The sequence below is a fragment of the Celeribacter sp. ULVN23_4 genome, assembly GCF_054788345.1.
The window spans coordinates 841456-860726 of the sequence record NZ_JBTVYO010000001.1 but is presented as its reverse complement, the minus strand read 5'-3'; the positions used below and the strand labels follow the sequence as shown (position 1 = coordinate 860726).

At 56.5% G+C, this 19271-nt stretch carries 23 protein-coding genes; 11 read left to right on the top strand and 12 right to left on the bottom strand.

Annotated features, from left to right (window positions below; translation table 11 throughout):
• Positions 1–57: 57 nt before the first annotated feature.
• The 4 genes from rph to hemW are packed head-to-tail and all read left to right on the top strand — an operon-like array spanning position 58 to position 2931.
• Positions 58–771, top strand: a complete 714-nt coding sequence (gene rph, locus ACYBHZ_RS04240) for a ribonuclease PH (RefSeq protein WP_460272952.1) — start codon at positions 58–60, stop codon at positions 769–771.
• Positions 771–1391 (top strand): RdgB/HAM1 family non-canonical purine NTP pyrophosphatase, encoded by a 621-nt coding sequence (gene rdgB, locus ACYBHZ_RS04235; protein ID WP_460272951.1) that lies wholly within the window; start codon positions 771–773, stop codon positions 1389–1391. The genes rph and rdgB overlap by 1 nt, the downstream gene beginning before the upstream one ends.
• On the top strand, positions 1388–1771 hold the full coding sequence (locus ACYBHZ_RS04230; protein WP_460272950.1) for a RidA family protein: 384 nt from the start codon (positions 1388–1390) through the stop codon (positions 1769–1771). Before rdgB ends, ACYBHZ_RS04230 begins: the two co-directional genes overlap by 4 nt.
• A 2-nt stretch (positions 1772–1773) precedes the next feature.
• On the top strand, positions 1774–2931 hold the full coding sequence (gene hemW, locus ACYBHZ_RS04225; protein WP_460273182.1) for a radical SAM family heme chaperone HemW: 1158 nt from the start codon (positions 1774–1776) through the stop codon (positions 2929–2931).
• On the opposite strand, the gene ACYBHZ_RS04220 is transcribed toward hemW, so the two are convergent.
• The 7 genes from ACYBHZ_RS04220 to hemJ all read right to left on the bottom strand — a co-directional run bounded on the left by ACYBHZ_RS04220 (position 2928) and on the right by hemJ (position 10309).
• Positions 2928–3836, bottom strand: a complete 909-nt coding sequence (locus tag ACYBHZ_RS04220; RefSeq protein WP_460272949.1) for a ParB/RepB/Spo0J family partition protein — start codon at positions 3834–3836, stop codon at positions 2928–2930. The two genes, hemW and ACYBHZ_RS04220, sit on opposite strands and share 4 nt — an antisense overlap.
• A gap of 3 nt (positions 3837–3839) precedes the next feature.
• Entirely contained in the window at positions 3840–4640 is an 801-nt protein-coding gene (locus ACYBHZ_RS04215) for a ParA family protein (RefSeq protein ID WP_460273181.1), read from the bottom strand.
• Positions 4633–5250: a 16S rRNA (guanine(527)-N(7))-methyltransferase RsmG gene (rsmG, locus tag ACYBHZ_RS04210; protein WP_460272948.1), complete on the bottom strand. Its 618-nt coding sequence runs from the start codon at positions 5248–5250 to the stop codon at positions 4633–4635. Before rsmG ends, ACYBHZ_RS04215 begins: the two co-directional genes overlap by 8 nt.
• Positions 5250–7118, bottom strand: a complete 1869-nt coding sequence (gene mnmG, locus ACYBHZ_RS04205; protein ID WP_460272947.1) for a tRNA uridine-5-carboxymethylaminomethyl(34) synthesis enzyme MnmG — start codon at positions 7116–7118, stop codon at positions 5250–5252. The genes rsmG and mnmG overlap by 1 nt, the downstream gene beginning before the upstream one ends.
• Positions 7119–7134: 16 nt before the next feature.
• Complete coding sequence (gene mnmE / locus ACYBHZ_RS04200) at positions 7135–8430, bottom strand: tRNA uridine-5-carboxymethylaminomethyl(34) synthesis GTPase MnmE (RefSeq protein ID WP_460272946.1); 1296 nt, start codon at positions 8428–8430, stop codon at positions 7135–7137.
• Between the two features lie 27 nt (positions 8431–8457).
• Positions 8458–9729: a transcription termination factor Rho gene (gene rho / locus ACYBHZ_RS04195; RefSeq protein WP_460272945.1), complete on the bottom strand. Its 1272-nt coding sequence runs from the start codon at positions 9727–9729 to the stop codon at positions 8458–8460.
• 127 nt (positions 9730–9856) lie between these two features.
• A complete protein-coding gene (gene hemJ / locus ACYBHZ_RS04190) occupies positions 9857–10309 on the bottom strand; it encodes a protoporphyrinogen oxidase HemJ (RefSeq protein WP_460272944.1) in 453 nt (150 codons plus the stop codon).
• 395 nt (positions 10310–10704) lie between these two features.
• Here hemJ and ACYBHZ_RS04185 point away from each other — a divergent pair, with 395 nt between their 5' ends.
• Genes ACYBHZ_RS04185 through dnaQ form a run of 4 tightly spaced genes read left to right on the top strand, consistent with a single transcriptional unit; the run spans position 10705 to position 13466 of the window.
• The gene (locus tag ACYBHZ_RS04185) at positions 10705–11310 is read left to right on the top strand and encodes a Maf family protein (RefSeq protein ID WP_460272943.1); all 606 of its coding nucleotides are present in this window, start codon (positions 10705–10707) and stop codon (positions 11308–11310) included.
• Entirely contained in the window at positions 11307–12137 is an 831-nt protein-coding gene (locus ACYBHZ_RS04180; protein ID WP_460272942.1) for a shikimate dehydrogenase, read from the top strand. The genes ACYBHZ_RS04185 and ACYBHZ_RS04180 overlap by 4 nt, the downstream gene beginning before the upstream one ends.
• The gene (gene coaE / locus ACYBHZ_RS04175; RefSeq protein ID WP_460272941.1) at positions 12134–12733 is read left to right on the top strand and encodes a dephospho-CoA kinase; all 600 of its coding nucleotides are present in this window, start codon (positions 12134–12136) and stop codon (positions 12731–12733) included. The genes ACYBHZ_RS04180 and coaE overlap by 4 nt, the downstream gene beginning before the upstream one ends.
• Entirely contained in the window at positions 12726–13466 is a 741-nt protein-coding gene (gene dnaQ / locus ACYBHZ_RS04170) for a DNA polymerase III subunit epsilon (RefSeq protein ID WP_460272940.1), read from the top strand. The genes coaE and dnaQ overlap by 8 nt, the downstream gene beginning before the upstream one ends.
• A gap of 8 nt (positions 13467–13474) precedes the next feature.
• On the opposite strand, the gene secB is transcribed toward dnaQ, so the two are convergent.
• Both secB and ACYBHZ_RS04160 read right to left on the bottom strand, forming a co-directional pair.
• Positions 13475–13984, bottom strand: a complete 510-nt coding sequence (gene secB / locus ACYBHZ_RS04165; protein ID WP_460272939.1) for a protein-export chaperone SecB — start codon at positions 13982–13984, stop codon at positions 13475–13477.
• Positions 13985–14041: 57 nt separating this feature from the next.
• Positions 14042–14548, bottom strand: coding sequence for an FxsA family protein (locus ACYBHZ_RS04160; protein WP_460272938.1), 507 nt, complete (start codon positions 14546–14548; stop codon positions 14042–14044).
• A 107-nt stretch (positions 14549–14655) separates the two neighbouring features.
• Here ACYBHZ_RS04160 and ACYBHZ_RS04155 point away from each other — a divergent pair, with 107 nt between their 5' ends.
• The 3 genes from ACYBHZ_RS04155 (at position 14656) to ACYBHZ_RS04145 (ending at position 16957) form a co-directional block, all read left to right on the top strand.
• A complete protein-coding gene (locus ACYBHZ_RS04155) occupies positions 14656–15321 on the top strand; it encodes a Tim44/TimA family putative adaptor protein (RefSeq protein WP_460272937.1) in 666 nt (221 codons plus the stop codon).
• Positions 15322–15398: 77 nt separating this feature from the next.
• On the top strand, positions 15399–16361 hold the full coding sequence (gene mltA / locus ACYBHZ_RS04150) for a murein transglycosylase A (protein WP_460272936.1): 963 nt from the start codon (positions 15399–15401) through the stop codon (positions 16359–16361).
• The gene (locus ACYBHZ_RS04145; RefSeq protein ID WP_460272935.1) at positions 16358–16957 is read left to right on the top strand and encodes a Smr/MutS family protein; all 600 of its coding nucleotides are present in this window, start codon (positions 16358–16360) and stop codon (positions 16955–16957) included. Before mltA ends, ACYBHZ_RS04145 begins: the two co-directional genes overlap by 4 nt.
• A gap of 12 nt (positions 16958–16969) precedes the next feature.
• Here the strand turns inward: ACYBHZ_RS04145 and hslU are convergent, their stop codons facing one another.
• From hslU to trxA, 3 genes are all read right to left on the bottom strand, one after another.
• Positions 16970–18271, bottom strand: a complete 1302-nt coding sequence (gene hslU / locus ACYBHZ_RS04140; protein ID WP_460272934.1) for an ATP-dependent protease ATPase subunit HslU — start codon at positions 18269–18271, stop codon at positions 16970–16972.
• A complete protein-coding gene (gene hslV / locus ACYBHZ_RS04135; RefSeq protein WP_460272933.1) occupies positions 18268–18825 on the bottom strand; it encodes an ATP-dependent protease subunit HslV in 558 nt (185 codons plus the stop codon). Before hslV ends, hslU begins: the two co-directional genes overlap by 4 nt.
• A 125-nt stretch (positions 18826–18950) precedes the next feature.
• Complete coding sequence (gene trxA / locus ACYBHZ_RS04130; RefSeq protein ID WP_460272932.1) at positions 18951–19271, bottom strand: thioredoxin; 321 nt, start codon at positions 19269–19271, stop codon at positions 18951–18953.

The window sequence follows — 19271 nt, the reverse complement described above, 5'->3', positions numbered from 1 at the left end:
TGCGCCTTTACGCCCCTCTTCGCTATGTCTGCGACGACAAATGCGGAAGGAAAAAACATGCGCCCCTCGGGTAGAAATTTAGATGAAATGCGGTCGATTTCAATCGAGACCGGTGTGACAAAACATGCTGAAGGGTCTTGTTTGATCCGTTGCGGCGACACGCATGTGCTCTGCACCGCCACCATCGAAGAACGTGTGCCGCCGTTCATGCGCAATTCTGGTCAGGGCTGGGTCACCGCCGAATACGGAATGTTGCCGCGCTCGACCTCATCGCGGATGCGCCGCGAGGCCACTCAGGGCAAACAAGGCGGTCGTACCGTCGAAATTCAACGCCTGATCGGCCGCTCGCTGCGTGCTGGCGTCGATCGTGTGGCTCTTGGCGAACGTCAGATCACCGTGGACTGTGATGTGATCCAGGCCGATGGCGGCACCCGTTGCGCCTCCATCACGGGCGGCTGGGTTGCGCTTCGCCTCGCGGTGAACAAGCTTTTGAAAGCTGGCGATCTTGTCTCCGATCCGCTGATTTCCAACGTCGCCGCCGTGTCCTGTGGGATTTATGCCGGTCAACCGGTGCTCGACCTTGATTATCCGGAAGACTCGGAAGCTGGCGTTGACGGGAACTTCATCATGATGGCCAACGGTCAGCTGATCGAAACCCAGATGAGCGCTGAGGGCGCCACCTACTCCCGCGCTCAGATGAACGAGCTTCTCGACCTCGCCGAAAAAGGCGTCGCGGAACTCGTTGCGGCGCAAAACGCGGCGGCGGCGTGATGCGCGCGTTCGACGGCGATAAGCTCGTTCTCGCCTCCCATAACAAAGGCAAGCTTCGCGAAATCGCGGAGCTTTTGGAGCCTTTCGGAATCGAAGTGGTCTCCGCCGGCGATCTCGGGTTCGAAGAACCGGAAGAAACCGAGGATACCTTTGCCGGAAATGCCCGGATCAAGGCGCATTTTGCTGCCAAATCCAGCGGCCTGCCCGCCCTGTCCGATGACAGCGGCCTCGCCGTCGATAGTCTGGACGGCGCGCCGGGTGTCTATTCCGCCGATTGGGCCGAAACGCCCAACGGCCGCGATTTCCCGATGGCGATGCAAAAGGTTTGGGACCGTCTCGAAGAGACAAATGCAGCCGAACCCCGCACGGCTCGATTCTGCTGCACCCTGTGTCTCGCTTGGCCGGATGGTCATGACGAGATTTTCGAAGGCACCGTCGAAGGCCGCATCGTCTGGCCCGCGCGTGGGCCTCATGGGTTCGGCTACGACCCGATGTTCCTCCCCGACGGCGAAACCGAAACTTTCGGGGAAATGGATCACGCTCGGAAACAGGCCATGAGCCACCGTGCCGACGCGTTTCACAAACTGGTCTCCGGACCCTTCAAGGATCTCGCAAAATGAGTACCCGCAAACTGATCTCTTCCGGTTCTGACTTTGAGAAAGTCATGGGCTATTCCCGCGCAGTCGTGCAAGGCGACTGGTGTTTCGTCTCCGGCACGACCGGCTACGATTACTCCACGATGACCATGCCGGACAGCATCGCCGATCAGGCGCGCAACTGCTTCAAAACCATCTCGGGCGTTCTCGAAGGCGAAGGTTTCTCGCTCAAAGACGCGGTACGTGTGCAATACACCATCACCGACGCCGCGCTGGTGGACGAAGTTGTTCCGGCACTCGGTGAATTCCTCTCCGACATTCGCCCTGCTGCCACCATGGTCGTTGCCGATCTCATCAAACCCGAGATGAAGATCGAAATCGAAATCACGGCGTTCAAAGGCTGATGATGGAAGACTGGCAAAATGGCGGTTTCGGCCTCTACATTCATTGGCCGTTTTGCCAGTCGAAATGCCCCTATTGCGATTTCAATTCCCATGTCGCCGCGACGATTGATCAGTCGGCCTGGGAACGCGCCTATCTTTCCGAGATTGAACGTGTTTCACGGGAAACATCCGGCCGGGTCTTGAACACGGTCTTTTTCGGCGGGGGCACCCCGTCCCTGATGGATCCTGAGCTTGTAAATGCCATTTTAGGCAAGGTTCGAGACTGTTGGACGCTTTCAAACGATATTGAAATCACCCTCGAAGCCAACCCGACATCCGTCGAAGCGGGACGGTTTCAAGGCTATCACGACGCAGGCGTCAATCGTGTCTCCATGGGGATTCAATCGCTCCATGACGAAGACCTAAAACGTCTTGGACGGCTTCATTCCGTCTCAGAAGCGCGAAAGGCCTTCGATATCGCGCGTAACACCTTTGATCGCGTGAGTTTCGACCTGATTTATGCCCGTCAGGAACAAACAAAAGACGCCTGGCGCCAAGAATTGCGTGAGGCGCTGTCCATGGCGGTCGACCATCTCTCGCTCTATCAGCTCACCATCGAACAAGGGACAGCCTTCGGCGATCGCTACAATCGCGGACTTCTGCGTGATCTCCCGTCCGATGACACGGCTGCGGACATGTATTTCATCACTCAGGAAGAGTGTGAAAAGGCCGGAATGCCTGCCTATGAAGTGTCTAACCATGCGAAAAAGGGCTTAGAAAGCCGTCACAACCTGATTTATTGGCGCTATGGCGACTATGCGGGCATTGGTCCGGGCGCCCATGCCCGTCTCACCCTCGGCGGCCAGAAATATGCCATCGATACACCGCTCTCCCCGACATTGTGGCTCGCCTCTGTTGACCAGAAGGGCCACGGAGAGAACCCACGCGAGGCTCTCAGCGGATATGATCAGGCCGTCGAGTATCTCATGATGGGATTGCGCATCTCTGAGGGCATTGATCTGGACCGCGTTTCATCGCTCATGGGTCAAGAATTTAACATCGAAAACAATTATTTAATCGACGAAGGTTTTCTAAATAAAGAACAGGCCCGCCTTTTCGTAACGGAAAAAGGCAGACCTGTTCTGAATGCGATTATTCGCGATTTGATCCCTGACGCTTAAGCTCCGCGCGACAAGATTCCGCAGAGGCTATCCAACTCATCGAGACTGTCATAAGAAATCGTCACGGTGCCCTGCTCCGTGCCGTCCTTATGCGCGATATTGACCTTCATACGGATCGCGGCAGAAAGATCGCCTTCCAAAGCCCGCGTATCTGCGTCTTTCTCTGGAGAATAGCTCGATTTCTGCGGTTTTGGCTGTGTTGGGGTCTTTTCTCCCTTCACAAGCTTTTCCGTTTCGCGGACCGAAAGCCCATTCTCAATGATCTTTTGCGCAAGTTCGTACGGGTTTTCCGCCGTCACGAGAGCCCGCGCGTGACCGGCAGACAGCTGACCGCTAATGACATATTGCTGCACATCCTCGGGCAGTTGCAGCAAACGCATCAGATTCGCAATGTGGCTCCGGCTTTTCCCCAAAGCATCAGAAAGTTTTTCCTGCGTATGACCAAACCGCTCCATAAGCTGTTTGTAACCCGCCGCTTCCTCGATCGCGTTGAGATCAGAGCGCTGGATGTTCTCGATAATCGCGACTTCGAGCACTTCCGTGTCGGAATAATCGCGCACAAGAACCGGGAGCTCATGCAAACGCGCAATTTGAGAGGCACGCCAGCGGCGTTCACCGGCGACAATCTCATAATCCCCGGCTTTGCGCGGATTTTCACGCACGATCAGCGGCTGAATCACACCTTTTTCACGGATGGATTCGGCCAGCTCATCCAAAGCAGATTGATCAAAGGTCCGGCGCGGCTGATCAGGATTTGGTGCAATCTTTTCAATCGGTACCAACATGTCGGCCCGGCGCGGCTCAGACCCCGTTTCTGTGGTGTCAGGCTCATGGGTCACATCCGCCATCAAAGCAGACAGACCACGCCCAAGACCCCTATTCTTCGATTTGCCCGATTGCGCCATATTTTATCGTCCTTTTTTGGTCAGAACTTCGAGTGCCAATGCCTGATACGCCTGACTTCCCTTCGAGTTGGGATCATAATCCAAGACCGGCAGCGCGAAAGATGGCGCTTCACTGATCCGCACATTGCGTGGAATCACCGTTTTGAACACCAGATCGCCAAGGTTATCACGCGCATCCTGCTCCACCTGCCGAGACAAGTTGTTGCGTTGATCATACATAGTCAACACAACACCTTCGATTCTTAATTTCGAATTGGCGGTTTGCCGCACTTCGCGGACGGTCAGCATAAGCTGGGACAGACCTTCCAGAGCAAAGAATTCACTTTGCAGCGGAACCAACACGGAATCAGACGCAACCATCGCGTTCACCGTCAAAAGACTCAGCGACGGCGGACAGTCGATCAGGATGAAATCGAACTTAAAGTCATCAATCGCCGGCTGACGCAGCGCATCATGCAGAAGATAGCTCCGCTTTTCATTGGACACCATTTCGATATCCGCAGAGCTGAGATCAACCGTTGCCGGAGAAATCCAAAGGCCTTCGAACTCCGTCGTCTGAATGACGTCATGAAGGTCGACATCCCCCAAAACCAAATCATAGGTCGTATAATTGCGGTTTTCAGGATCAATTCCGAGGCCCGTGGACGCGTTTCCCTGCGGATCGAGGTCCACAACCAAAACCCGGCACCCGTTTTTGACAAGGGCCGCCGCAAGGTTGATCGAGGTTGTCGTCTTTCCAACCCCCCCCTTCTGGTTCGCAATCGCGATGATTTTCGGGTGATTGGGACTGGAAAGGTCAGACACGTTCAATATCTCCGATAAGAAGGATGACGGATTCGGGGTCCGTTGTGCTCGGGTATTCTTCGTAGGTGAACTTCCAGCTTTCAAGAGATTCGGTGATCTCCTCCCTGAAAGAAGCACCCTTCATGAAAAGGGCGTGTCCGCCTTGCCGCATATGGCGTTCCGAAAACTCCAAAAGCTTCGGCAAACTGGCCAAAGCGCGCGCGGAAACGATGTCTGACTGCAAAGGATCAATCTGTTCGATCCGTTTTGACAAAACCTCGACCGCTAGATCGAGTTCGCGGGCCACTGTGCGGAGGAATGTCGCCTTACGCTGATCGGATTCGACGAGCGTGAACCGCGTTTCGGGTAAAAGCTCTTTCGCCAGTGTTGCACAAACCAGACCGGGAAATCCGCCACCACTGCCAAGATCGCTCCAATGCGTGGCATATTTAGGGGCAACACAGAAAACTTGTGCTGAATCTAGAAAATGCCGGTCCCAAGCGTGTTGCAACGTCGACTTCGCAACGAGATTGATCGCCGGATTCCATTTGTTCAAAAGCGCCAGATAGGTTTCCAGTCGCTCCATTGTTTCACGTGAAACATCAAGCCCAGCCAAATTTTCCGACACCATCAGGACGCCTTTTTCTTTTGAGCCTGACGCAGACGAGCAAGGATCAACGTCACAGCCGCCGGGGTCATCCCCTCTACCCTCCCAGCTTGGGCAATGGTTTGCGGACGCGCGGCCATAAGTTTGGTCCGCAGCTCATTCGACAGACCGCTCAAGGCGCCATAATCAAAATCATCCGGGATCAACTGCTGTTCATCGCGCTTCAGCGCCTCAACGTCGCGCTTCTGCCGTTCGATATAATTGGCGTAAAGCGCATCGCGAGACAGCTGCTCCTGAATTTCAGGCGCTATATTTTCAAATTCAGGATTGAGCTGAAGGACATTTTCAAAGGTCACATCCGGGAAAGCCAGAACCTGATACGCGTTTCGACGCGCACCATCGGAGCTGACCATGATCCCTGCCCCGCTCAACTCTTTCGGCGTATAACTGGTTTCTTCGAGTGCAGCGCGGCCTTCTTCCAAAGCAGTCATCTTTTCAGAGAACTGCGTCTTACGGTTTTCAGCAACCAGTCCGAGTTCGATGCCCAGCGGGGTCAGTCGTTGGTCCGCGTTATCAGCGCGTAAAGACAGACGGAACTCGGCGCGAGAGGTGAACATCCGGTAAGGTTCGCTCACGCCACGGGTCACCAGATCATCAATCATCACGCCGATATAGCTATCAGAACGAGTAAAAGTCGCGCCCTCCAGCCCCATAGATTTACGGGCAGCGTTCATCCCAGCCACAAGGCCTTGTGCCGCGGCCTCTTCATAGCCCGTCGTCCCGTTGATCTGGCCGGCAAGGAAAAGGCCAGGCACATCGCGCAATTCAAGCGTCAGACGCAGAGCGCGCGGATCAACGTAATCGTATTCGATGGCATAGCCCGGCTGGAGGATTTCGACCTGCTCCAACCCGCGAATCGACCGGACATAGGCCTCCTGCACATCAACAGGGAGAGATGTGGAAATGCCGTTCGGATAGACCGTGTCGTCATCAACACCTTCGGGTTCAAGGAAGATTTGATGCGATGATTTATCGGCGAAACGCACGATCTTATCTTCGATCGACGGGCAATAGCGCGGCCCTACCCCTTCGATATGGCCACCATACATCGCGGACCGGGAGAGATTTTCCCGGATGATGTCATGGGTTTTCTCATTCGTATGCGTGATCCCGCAGGACACCTGAGGCGCGGACGGCTTGCGATTCAAGAAGGAAAAGACGACAGGATCTTCATCGCCGGGCTGCTCTTCGAGAATATCCCAGTTGATCGTTTTGCCGTTCAGACGCGGCGGCGTGCCGGTTTTCAGGCGCCCAATCGGAAGATCGAAACCATAAAGACGTTCCGCCAAAGCGACGGATGGCTTATCGCCGATTCGACCGCCCGGACGTTTGAGGTCGCCAATATGGATCAGACCATTGAGGAAAGTGCCTGTTGTCATCACAACAGCACCAGATTTGACCTCTGATCCATCACCAAGAACGACACCGGAAACGGCATCGCCCGTCATAAGGAGATCGGTGACCTCAGATTCGATGATCGTCAGATTCGGCGTCGCTTCGAGTTCAGCGAGCATTTCCGTGCGATAGATCTTGCGATCAGCCTGCGCACGTGGCCCTTGCACAGCCGGCCCTTTGCGACGGTTCAAAAGACGGAATTGAATCCCCGCCTTATCGGCGATCCGCCCCATGACCCCGTCAAGCGCATCGACTTCGCGGACAAGGTGCCCTTTTCCCAAGCCACCAATGGCCGGGTTGCAGGACATCACACCGATATTCTCCCGCTTGAGCGTGACCAGAGCGGTGCGCGCACCTGCCCGGGCCGCTGCCGCTGCCGCATCACATCCTGCATGGCCGCCACCTACGACGACAACATCGAAGTCGGTATGTTTCACGTGAAACACTCCTTGCTCATTTCCCAATGCAGAAACTGGAGAAAATTTCCCCCAGAACGCTTTCCACATCAATGCGTCCGACCAGGCAATCCAGCGCATGGATCGCGCGCCGCAACTCTTCGGCGGCAAGCTCGGTCCGGTCAGGCCCGTTCAATACCTCATTTCGCGCTGATTCCATAGAGGCCAGCGCAGCTTTCATCGCTACACGATGTCGTTCCCGGATTGCAGTAGACGCAGAGCTCGCCCGCGCGCTTAGGGTTTCGGCGATCCCAGCCACCATAACATCAACGCCCTGCCCGGTTTTCCCGGAAATGGACAGAGATTTGCCCGCCAGTTCACCGGTATCATCTTTGCCGATCACGACAAGATCACCCTCCTCGGGATCAATCTCTGGTGTCGCGTCAGGCGTCGGGATCAAGATCACGCGCAAATCAGCGTGTTTTGCCCGTTCACGAGCACGCTCAATGCCAATGGCTTCAACGACATCTTCGGTTTCACGGAGACCGGCCGTATCAAGCAAGGTTACGGGTAGACCTTTGAGTTCCATCCGAACCTCGATCACATCGCGCGTCGTACCCGCAACCTCGGAGGTGATCGCCGCTTCGCGCCCAGCGAGCATGTTCAGCAAGGTCGATTTGCCCGCATTCGGAGGACCGACGATAGCAACCTCGAAGCCGTCGCGAATACGCTCCGCCATTTTCGCGCCTTCGACTTCGGCTTCCAGCTCGATCATGACTTCGGCGATCAGAACCAGAACCTCAGGCGACACATCCGTCGGTACCTCTTCATCCGCGAAATCAATCGTGGCTTCCAAAAGCGCCGCAGAGCGCAAAAGCGCGGCGCGCCAACGTGCGGTTTTATCACCGAGCGCGCCGGAAAAGACCTTCAAAGCCTGACGACGCTGGGCTTCGGTTTCCGCTTCGATCAGATCGGCAAGGCCTTCGACCTGCGCCAAATCGAGCCGCTCGTTTTCAAGGGCGCGACGTGTGAACTCGCCTGCCTCGGCAAGACGCATTCCATCGATCTCAGACAGAGATTTCAGAACGGCATTCACGATGGCGACGGAGCCGTGAAGCTGCAATTCCGCGCTTTGCTCACCGGTAAAGGACGCCCCTTCTTCAAAGCAAATCACCAGAACTTCATCAAGGACGACACCGTCGCGATCTTTGAGCTGCCGCAGCGCAGTCCGGCGCGGCGCAGGCACGTCTCCAGCCAGCATTTCGACAGCCCAAAACGCAAGCGGCCCGGAAATCCGGACCACTGCGACACCCGCTTTGCCACGGGCTGTTGCCAGCGCGTAAATCGTATCCATAGGCGTAACCTATTGATATCCTTATATTTAAGCGTTCATCGAGTCGAAGAACTCGCCATTTGTTTTGGTCTGCTTGAGCTTGGAAATCAAGAACTCGATTGCATCGGTGGTGCCCATCGGGTTCAGGATGCGGCGCAGAACGTAGGTTTTCTGGAGATCTTTCGCATCCACCAGAAGATCTTCTTTCCGGGTGCCGGATTTGAGGATGTCCATGGCCGGGAAGACGCGTTTGTCGGCGACTTTGCGATCCAGAACGATCTCGGAGTTACCCGTCCCTTTGAATTCTTCGAAAATGACCTCGTCCATACGCGAACCGGTGTCGATCAGAGCGGTTGCGATGATGGTGAGCGAGCCACCTTCTTCGATGTTCCGTGCAGCACCGAAGAAGCGCTTCGGGCGCTGCAGAGCGTTGGCATCCACACCACCGGTCAAAACCTTGCCGGACGACGGGACAACGGTGTTGAAGGCGCGGCCCAGACGGGTGATTGAGTCGAGCAAGATGACAACGTCGCGCTTATGCTCGACGAGGCGTTTGGCTTTCTCGATGACCATCTCGGAGACGGCAACGTGACGGGTCGCAGGTTCGTCAAAGGTGGAGGACACAACCTCCCCTTTCACGGACCGCTGCATGTCCGTCACCTCTTCGGGGCGTTCGTCGATCAGAAGCACGATGAGATAGCACTCAGGGTGGTTGGTTTCGATCGAATGCGCGATGTTTTGCAGCAAAACGGTCTTACCGGTGCGCGGCGGCGCCACAATCAAAGCACGCTGGCCTTTCCCGATCGGCGCGACGAGGTCGATGATCCGGGCGGAACGATCTTTGATCGTCGGATCTTCGATCTCCATTTTCAGGCGCTCATCCGGGTAGAGCGGCGTCAGGTTGTCGAAGGCGATCTTGTGACGCGCTTTTTCAGGTGCTTCAAAGTTGATCATCGTCACTTTGGTGATCGCGAAATAGCGCTCAGTCTCGCTGGGAGCCTGCATGACACCCTCAACGGTGTCACCCGTGCGCAGACCGTGCTGACGGATCACATCGGGCGAGACGTAGATGTCATCGGGACCCGGAAGGTAGTTCGCTTCAGGAGAGCGCAGAAAGCCGAAACCATCCTGCAAAACTTCGAGCACGCCGTCACCGGAGATTTCCCAGCCCTCATCCGCGCGTTCGCGCAGAATTTGGAACATGATCTCGCCTTTCCGCATGGTCGAGGCGTTTTCGATCTCAAGTTCCTCGGCCATGGCGAGCAGCGCTTTCGGGCTTTGCGCTTTCAGATCGGCCAGATTCAATTTTTCTTCAGTCATGGAAATCCATCACGACCGACGCATACTGCGCAGGTCTTTTCTCAGAAATGTAACAGGAGAATCCTCTTGGCCGGACGGCCGGGATTTGCGCCTAAGTACGAGCAGAAAGAGTTTGAGTCAATCTTTCTCAGAAAGGCTTGGCGATGATCATGATCACGATGACGATCATCAGAAGCGTCGGGAGCTCGTTCATCATGCGGTAATGGCGCCCTGAACGAGTGTTTGTGCCCGCCAGAAATTCCTTGCGGCGCACGGCGAGCCACATGTGGAACCAGGTCATCGCAAGGATGCAGACCGCTTTCACCCAGGGCCAGCCGTCGGACCAAACGATGATGCCGGGGGTCAGGACAAGGCACAGACCGAAGAACCAGCTGGAGATCATCGCAGGGTTCATGATCATTTTCAGGAGTTTCAATTCCATATCCTGAAAGAGCCGGTCGGTTTCGGTTCCTTGTACGACGCTCTCAGTGTGACGCACGTAAAGCCGGGGAAGATAAAAAATCCCTGCCATCCAGGCGATGATGGAAATCACGTGAAGAGATTTCGTCCAGGGATAAATGCTTGCGAGAAAATCGCCCATGACCGGCCTTTCGATGTTTCCCCCTAAATAAAATAATAAAAGAAAAAAAAAAGATGATGATTTAGTAGGGCCTGTGGATAGTCTGGATTATTGCTTTATCCCCACACTCTTCCAGAGGTTCACAACCCAGATATTTCTTATCCACAGATGCGGATATTTTTTGAAATATACAATGATTTCAGAAATTTGATGGAATGATAAAAGAACACATCCGGGGATAATGCCGCTTTGCAGCGTGGGCAAACAAGTTTTTCATCGAGAGGGGATTTCTCTTACCCACGAAGATAAGATGCGGACGAAACAGGTCTTGCCTCGGGTTTTATCCCCGGGAAAAACAGGCGGCGAGATATCAGCAGAATGATCAACCTAGTGACACAGGAGTTTTCAACAGGATTATGAACAGCCCGGAAACTCTCATCCTCGCCTCTGGATCCGAAATTCGTCAGACGCTCCTGCGCAATGCGGGCGTGCCTTTCGAGGTGATCGTGGGGCGTATCGATGAAGACGCGGTGAAAGAGGCGCTTATAAATGAAGGCGCAACGCCGCGAGATATTGCCGATGCTTTGGCGGAGGGCAAAGCCCGCAAGGTTTCAATGAAACACCCCGAGGCGATGGTGATCGGCTGCGATCAGACGCTGTCTTTCAAAGGGCATCTGGTTTCCAAGGCCGGGAGCAAGGAAGAGGCCCGCAATCAGTTGCGCCAGATGCGCGGAGAGCGCCACAAATTGCTTTCCGCCGCGGTGATCTATGAAAATGGCGAACCCAAATGGCGCCATGTCGGCGAAGTTCGCCTTGAGATGAACCAGTTCTCGGATGACTACCTTGATGGGTATTTGGAGCGAAACTGGGAGCAAGTCCGCCACTGCGTTGGCTCCTATATGTTGGAGGCCGAAGGCGTGCGTCTCTTTTCTAAGATAGATGGCGATTACTTCACGGTCCTGGGTTTGCCGCTGCTGCCGCTTCTGGCATATCTGTCTCAAAGAGGAATGATTGCATCATGAGCGACAAGATACCGATGGCGGGCGTGATCGGAGCGCCTGTAGGTCACAGCAAATCCCCGGCCCTGCATAGCTATTGGCTCAAACGATACGGGATTGCCGGCCATTATGTGCATTTGCATGTGGAGCAGGCCGATCTCGAAGAGGTTTTGCGCGTGATGCCCAAAATGGGCTTCGTCGGCGCCAATGTTACCATTCCTCATAAAGAGCATGTGCTGGCGATCGCCGATATCGTCACCGACCGGGCAGCGCTGATCGGGGCGGCGAATACGTTGATTTTCCGGGCCGATGGCAAGCTGCATGCGGACAACACCGATGGCTATGGGTTTGTCGAAAACCTGCGGATGAACGCGAACTGGGAACCGAAATCCGGGCCTGCGGTTGTTCTCGGGGCCGGGGGGGCTGCGCGCGCTGTGATTGCGTCGCTTCTTGAGGTTGGTGTGCCGGAAATCCGGCTGTCCAACCGCACACGCGCCCGCGCCGATGCTCTGAAAACGGAATTTGGTGCGAAAATCTCTGTTGTCGAATGGGTCAACGCTGGCGACATGATGCAAGGCGCGGCCACTGTCGTAAACACGACGTCTCTGGGGATGGAAGGGCAGCCAGAGCTGAAGGTGCCGCTTGATCTCATCAGTTCGGACGCAGTTGTGACCGATATCGTTTATACCCCTCTGCGCACGGCGTTTCTGGAGCAGGCGGCGCAAAAAGGCTGCCAGACGGTCGATGGTCTCGGCATGTTGCTCTATCAGGCGGCTCCGGGGTTTGAGCGCTGGTTCGGTCATCGCCCGGAAGTCGACGAAGACACGCGCAATTTCATTCTATTGACATGACACGTCCGTTTCTCATCGGTCTCACCGGCTCGATCGGGATGGGGAAAAGCACCACGGCGCAGATGTTTGCCGAGGAAGGCGTGCCAGTTTGGGATGCGGATGCGGCGGTCGCGCGACTTTATGGCAAGGGCGGCGCAGCAGTTTACCCTTTGTCGGAGGCCTTTCCCGATGTTCTGATCGATGGCGCGGTCTCGAAAGAGCGCCTGAAAACGATCATTGCCAAAGATCCGGAGGCTCTGAAGACGATTGAGCGCATCGTGCATCCGCTTGTCGCGGCGGATCGGGAGGCGTTCATTACCACCTCAGAGGTCCCTATCCTTCTCGTTGATGTTCCTCTTCTCTTTGAAACCGGGACGGACAAGACTATGGATGCCGTGGTCGTCGTTTCCGTTGACCCAAAGACACAGGCCGAACGTGTTCTGACCCGCCTCGGTATGACCGAGGCGCATTTTAAAACCATCCTGTCGAAACAGATGCCCGACGCGGAAAAGCGCGGCCGCGCCGATTTCGTGATCGAGACGACAAGTCTTGAAGCCGCCCGCGCGCAGGTGCAGGATGTGCTCTCCCAAATCAGGACCAGATTGCCCCATGCGTGAGATCGTACTCGATACCGAAACCACCGGTTTTGACCCGTTCAGCGGGGATCGTCTCGTGGAAATCGGGGCGATTGAGCTTGAGAACCACATGCCGTCCGGGCGGACCTATCACCAGTATATCCACCCGGATCGCGACATGCCCGACGAGGCTTTCGGTGTGCACGGGATCGGCCCGGACCTTCTGCGCTCTCCGCGCCCGCCAAAAGACGGCGAAGTGATCCTCAAGGATAAGCCGTTTTTCAAAGAGGTCGGGCAGGCGTTTCTCGATTTTATCGGCACGGATTCGAAGCTGATCATTCACAATGCGGCCTTCGATATGAAATTCCTGAATGCCGAGCTGAAATGGATCGGTCTGCCGGAAATTCCTTATGAGCGGGCCATCGATACGCTGCCCATGGCGCGCCGGAAATTTCCGGGGGCGCCAGCGACGCTGGATGCTTTGTGTCGGCGCTTCGGGATCGACAACTCGTCGCGGACCCTGCACGGCGCTTTGCTCGATTCCGAAATTTTGGCCGAGGTGTATCTTGAGCTGATCGGTGGTCGTCAGCCCGATCTTGTTTTGGCACCTGCCGGGAAAAGATCGGATAAAGTCGATGCCGCGTCGCAAGAAGCCTGGCGCCCGACAAAACGTCCCGCCCCGCTTCCGCCGAGGATCACAGACGAAGAAGCCGCCGCCCATGCTGCTTTCGTTGAGCAGTTGGGCGACGGCGCGCTTTGGAAGAAATTTGACTGATCTTTAAATCAGTTGACCGGAGCGGCCGCTTGTTGCGCGGCGGCGCGGCGCTGCATGTCCTGACGGTAGAGCTGAACGAAATCGATGTTGTCGAGGTTCAGCGGCGGGAAGCCACCGTCGCGGGTGATGTCATGGGTCACGCGGCGCAGGAACGGGAAGAGCATGCGCGGGCATTCGATCATCAGGAACGGGTGCATTTGCTCGTCCGGCACGTTTTCGATGTGGAAGACACCGGCGTAGTCGAGTTCGAGGATGAACAGCGTCTGATCGCCGCTCTCGGTCTTGGATTCGACTTTCACCTTTGTGGCGACTTCGAACTGGTGCTCTTCTTCCCGCTTTTTCGCATCAAGAGCGACCTGAACGGAGATCGCCGGACGACCTTCGACCTTCAGGCCTTTTTGAGCGAGGATGTTCTCGAACGACATATCCCGGATGAACTGGCCCAGGATTTGCATTTTGACGGGGCTGGACTGAGCGCCAGCCTCAGGTGTCGGAGCGGTGTTGCCAGTATCGGCCATGGTTTTCGTCCTCGAAAAATGAAATTCGCGGATTTGTATCAGGTTGCGATCCACGCCTCAATGGCGTGTCCAACCTGATGGGCCCTGATTTTTCGAGCTTTCGCCGTCGAGTTCTTCCCATTCGCCGTCAATCACACCGGGATCACGCGGATTTTCACGATAAGAAGACGTCCGGCTGTTCTGAAATCCCGCCTGCTGCCCCATGACAAAGCTCTGCATTTTCACCCGTTTGCGCAGCTCTGTGAGCACCAGCTTACGAAAGGCTGGGATCAAGAGCAGAAAGCCGATGGTGTCGGTGAAAAAACCGGGGGTCAGCAAAAGCGCGCCGGACAAAAGGATCATGGCCCCATTGGCCAAAGGTTCCGCCGGATCGTTCAGTTCAGCAAAAGATTGGCGCAGTTGCGACATGGCCAGAGCGCCCTGTTGTCGTACCATGGCGGTGCCCAAAATGGCCGTCACGATGACGATCAAAAGCGTGGGCCACAGGCCGATCAGACCGCCGACCTGTATGAACAGCGCGATCTCAATGATCGGAACAGCGACAAAAAGCGCGAAAAGCCACATGGAAACACCTCTCTATTCTCCGCCCCGCAGGTAGACTTGGCGGGGTGCGTCACCTACATAATGTCGGAACACTGCTTTTTCCACGTTTGAACGGAGATCGAACGCCGATGGGGAATTCCCTGCTTTCCATTCTTGTCCTTGCGGGCATTGCCATTTTCCTGATCCTGCGCCTGCGCAGCGTTCTGGGCACACGGGAGGGATTTGAAAAACCCCGCGCCGAATTCCCTGGAGCGGAGGAGAGCTCCCGCGTCAAACGTGATTTCGAAGTGATCGAAGGTGGTGTGGATCACGACATCATCGACAACGTCCCCGCCGGGTCGCGCGCGGCTGAAAACCTCGCCGCGATCAAGCGCGTTGAGCCGTCGTTCAGCGTTTCCGAGTTCCTGTCCGGCGCACGCGGGGCCTATGAGATGATCCTCATGGCGTTCGAGCATGATGATCTCGACAGCATCAAACCTTTCCTGTCCGAAGACGTTTACGAGGCCTTCGCCTCCGTCGTCGCGGATCGCCAAGCGAAGGGTTTGAGCGTCGAGAGTGAATTTATTGGTGTGCGTGAGATCCAAATCGTCGATGCCGATCTCGACCGCGGCACGGATGAAGCCGAGATTCAAATCCGCTTTGTTGGTGAAAGCACCTCTATCGTGCGCAATGCCGAGGGCGATGTGGTTGAGGGTGATGCCAAGGCGGTTAAACGCCAGAAAGATACCTGGACCTTTGCGCGCCATCTCGGCAGCGACGATCCGAACTGGCAACTTGTCGCGACTGGCGCCTGATGTGGGCGAGGGTGGCGCAGGCTGCCTTCGCGGCATGGCTCGCGCTCAGCGGGCCAGCGTCATCTGCGGATGATGTCATGCCGCATGTCTTGAGCTTTGATGAGCTTTCCCAATGGGCCGACGACGATCACGCCGCGGCCCTTTCGGTTTTTCGGAATACTTGCAATCTGATCGACGGGCCGGAATGGCCGCAGCTTTGCGAGTTGGCGGAACGTGTCACCGACGCGCGCGCCTTTTTCGAATTGTTCTTCCGCCCGGTGCTGATCGAAGACGGCGCAGAACCTTTGTTCACCGGGTATTTTGAGCCGGAACTCCACGGTTCGCGTCACAAATCAGCCCGCTATCAATACCCCGTCTATCGCTTGCCCCCCGATATCGTCTCTGGCGCGCCCTATCTGTCGCGTCGTGACATTTCCGGCGGCGCTTTGGATGGGCGCGGGCTTGAGATCGCTTGGGTCGATGATCCGGTGGAACTGTTTTTCCTTCAGGTTCAGGGGTCTGGGCGCATCCGCCTCGAAAACGGCGCCATGATCCGGATCGGCTATGCGGGACATAACGGGCGTGATTATCGATCCATCGGACAGGAGTTGATCCGGCGCGGTGTCTATGATGCGCATCAGGTCTCCGCCAAGGTCATTCAAAACTGGGTGCGCCGCAATCCGGACGCGGGCATGGAGCTTTTGAACTTCAACCCGTCCTATGTGTTCTTCCGTGAATTGCCGCGCCTGCCCGCTGACAAGGGGCCGATCGGCGCGATGCATCGCTCGATCACCAAGATGCGCTCCATCGCCGTCGATCCGAAATTCGTGCCGCTCGGCGCGCCGGTTTGGATCGAGAAAGAAGGCGACGTTCCGCTCCATCGTCTTATGATCGCGCAGGACACCGGCTCCGCCATCAAAGGTGCGCAGCGTGCCGATATCTTCTTCGGCACCGGCAATGCGGCGGGGGAAGAGGCCGGAAAAATTCGCGATCCGGGCCGCATGATCGTGCTTTTGCCGATCCAGACCGCCTATGGCCTGCAAGAGAGGGCCGAAGGGTGAGCCGCCGCAAGAAATCCCTCACGGAAGAGGACAAGTCCCTCTGGAACGCGGTGCGCAAAACCGCGACGCCGCTTCACGTGGAACGCGCGCCGGATCCCCTGCCCCGTCCAACCGCGCCAAAGGCCTCCGCGCCGAAAGCGCCGCGCGGTATGGACAGTTTTGACATCGAGATCGGCAAAAACGCTGCGAAAACCGCGCTGGGTCATGATCTCGCGCCCACGATTTCTGATAGCCTCTCGCAGGTGCCTTTGCGGATGGACCGCAAGAAATTCGGCAAGATGCGCAAGGGCAAGATGGTCCCCGAAGGCCGCATCGACCTTCACGGCATGACCTTGGCTCAAGCTCACCCGGCACTGATGCGTTTCATCCTGAATTCTTGGGCGATGGAGCGCAGGCTCGTTCTGGTGATCACCGGAAAAGGCAAACACCGGGACGAAGACGGGCCAATCCCGATACGTCGGGGCGTGTTGAAACATCAGGTGCCGCATTGGCTGCATTCATCGCCTTTGCGCGAGGCAGTTTTGCAGGTCACGGAAGCCCATTTGAAACATGGCGGCACAGGCGCGTATTACGTCTACCTGCGCCGCCCGAAGTAAGAAACGCTTTGATCAGAGCATATAGCGGCTGACATCCGCGACCTTGGCCATCTCATCGACATGCGCATGGACATAGGCGGCATCGACCGTGATCTTTTCGCCGGGTTTGTCGGGCGCGACGAAAGACAGCTCCTCAAACACTCGCTCCATGATCGTATAAAGCCGACGTGCACCGATGTTTTCCACGGTGCTGTTCACGTCCGCAGCAAGCTTGGCGATGGCGGCGATCCCATCCTCGGTAAAGGTCACCTCGACCTCCTCGGTGTCCATCAGCGCCTTGTATTGCAGCGTCAATGCGTTGTCGGTTTCCGTCAGAATGCGGACGAAATCGCCCTCTTCCAAGGCGCGAAGCTCCACCCGGATCGGCAAACGCCCCTGCAATTCCGGCAACAAATCCGAAGGCTTGGCGATATGGAAGGCGCCAGAGGCGATGAACAGGATATGATCGGTTTTCACGGGCCCATGTTTCGTGGAGACCGTCGTGCCCTCGATCAGCGGCAGCAAATCGCGCTGCACACCTTCGCGGGACACATCCCCGCCACGCGCGTCAGAACGGGCACAGACCTTGTCGATCTCGTCAATGAACACGATGCCGTTTTCCTGCACGGCTTCGAGCGCCACACGGGTCACCGTCTCGTCGTCCAGAAGCTTGTCGGCCTCTTCGCTGATGAGAACGTCATAGCTTTCGGCAACCGTCAGGCGCTTTTTGACGGTGCGCCCGCCAAAGCCCTTGAGCAGATCGCCAAGGTTCATCATGCCGCCCATTTGCGGCTGACCGGGAACTTCGAACATCCCCATCGGCGTGCCGCTGTCTTGAAGCTCAAGCTCGATCTCGGTGTTGTCCAGCTCACCCGACCGCAGTTTCTTGCGGAACATTTCACGGGTTTGCTCGCGCGCATCGGTGCCGGCGATCGCCTCGATCACACGATCTTCGGCTGCGCCCTGCGCCTTGGCTTTCACGTCATCGCGCATCTGGTCGCGGGTCTGGGAAATCGCCGCATCCACCAGATCGCGCACGATTTGCTCAACATCGCGGCCGACATAGCCCACTTCGGTGAATTTCGTGGCCTCGACCTTCACAAAGGGCGCTTTCGCAAGCTTTGCAAGGCGGCGGGAAATCTCCGTCTTACCGACGCCGGTCGGTCCGATCATCAGGATATTCTTCGGGTAGACTTCTTCGCGCAGATCATCGGAAAGCTGCTTACGCCGCCAGCGGTTGCGCAGCGCCACAGCAACGGCACGTTTGGCGTCGTTCTGGCCGATGATGTAGCGGTCCAGTTCGGAGACGATCTCGCGGGGTGTCAAATCAGTCATTTGGTAATCTTCTCAACGGTCAGGTTGCCATTGGTGTAAACGCAGATATCGGAAGCGATCTTCATCGCTTTGCGGGCGACGGTTTCGGCGTCATGTTCGGTTTCCATCAGGCCACGCGCGGCGGCGAGAGCAAAGTTCCCGCCCGATCCGATGGCCGCAATGTCATGCTCGGGTTCAAGCACGTCACCCGCCCCGGTCACCACCAAAAGCGTGTCGCCATCGGTCACGATCAGCATCGCTTCGAGTTTCGAAAGGTATTTGTCGGTGCGCCAGTCTTTCGCAAGTTCGACACAGGCGCGAGCCAATTGTCCCGGCGTGGCTTCAAGCTTGCTTTCCAGCCGCTCCAAAAGCGTGAAGGCGTCTGCCGTGGAACCGGCAAAACCGCAGACAACATCATGACCGCCGGGCTTAAGCCGCCGCACTTTGCGCGCAGTGCCTTTGATCACGGTTTGGCCAAGGCTCACTTGCCCGTCACCAGCCACAACCACTTCACCACCGCGCCGCACGCCAATGATCGTCGTGCCATGCCAACCGGGGAATTCTTCTTTCGACATTCGGATTTCCTTTCGCTTGGTGCTCTATATGTGGCCGTGACCGACGCGGTGCAACCATACCCGCAAATCGGACATGAAAAAGGGCGCCGCAATGGGCGCCCGAATTCAGATCATATCCGTGAATATCAGGACTCTTCGGAAATCCAGTTGGCGAGCGCCGCTTTCGGAGCTGCGCCGATTTTGGCCGAAGCCACTTCGCCGCCTTTGAACATGAACAGCGCCGGGATCGAACGCACGCCGAACTGAGCCGGGGAGTTCGGGTTTTCGTCGACGTTCACTTTGACGATTTTGACTTTACCGTCGAGCTCGTCGGACAGTTCCTCAAGGGACGGGCCGATTTGTTTGCACGGGCCACACCATTCCGCCCAGAAGTCGACAACCACGGGGATGTCGGATTCGAGGACTTCGGATGCGAAGGTGTCGTCGCTGACTTTTACAGTAGCCAT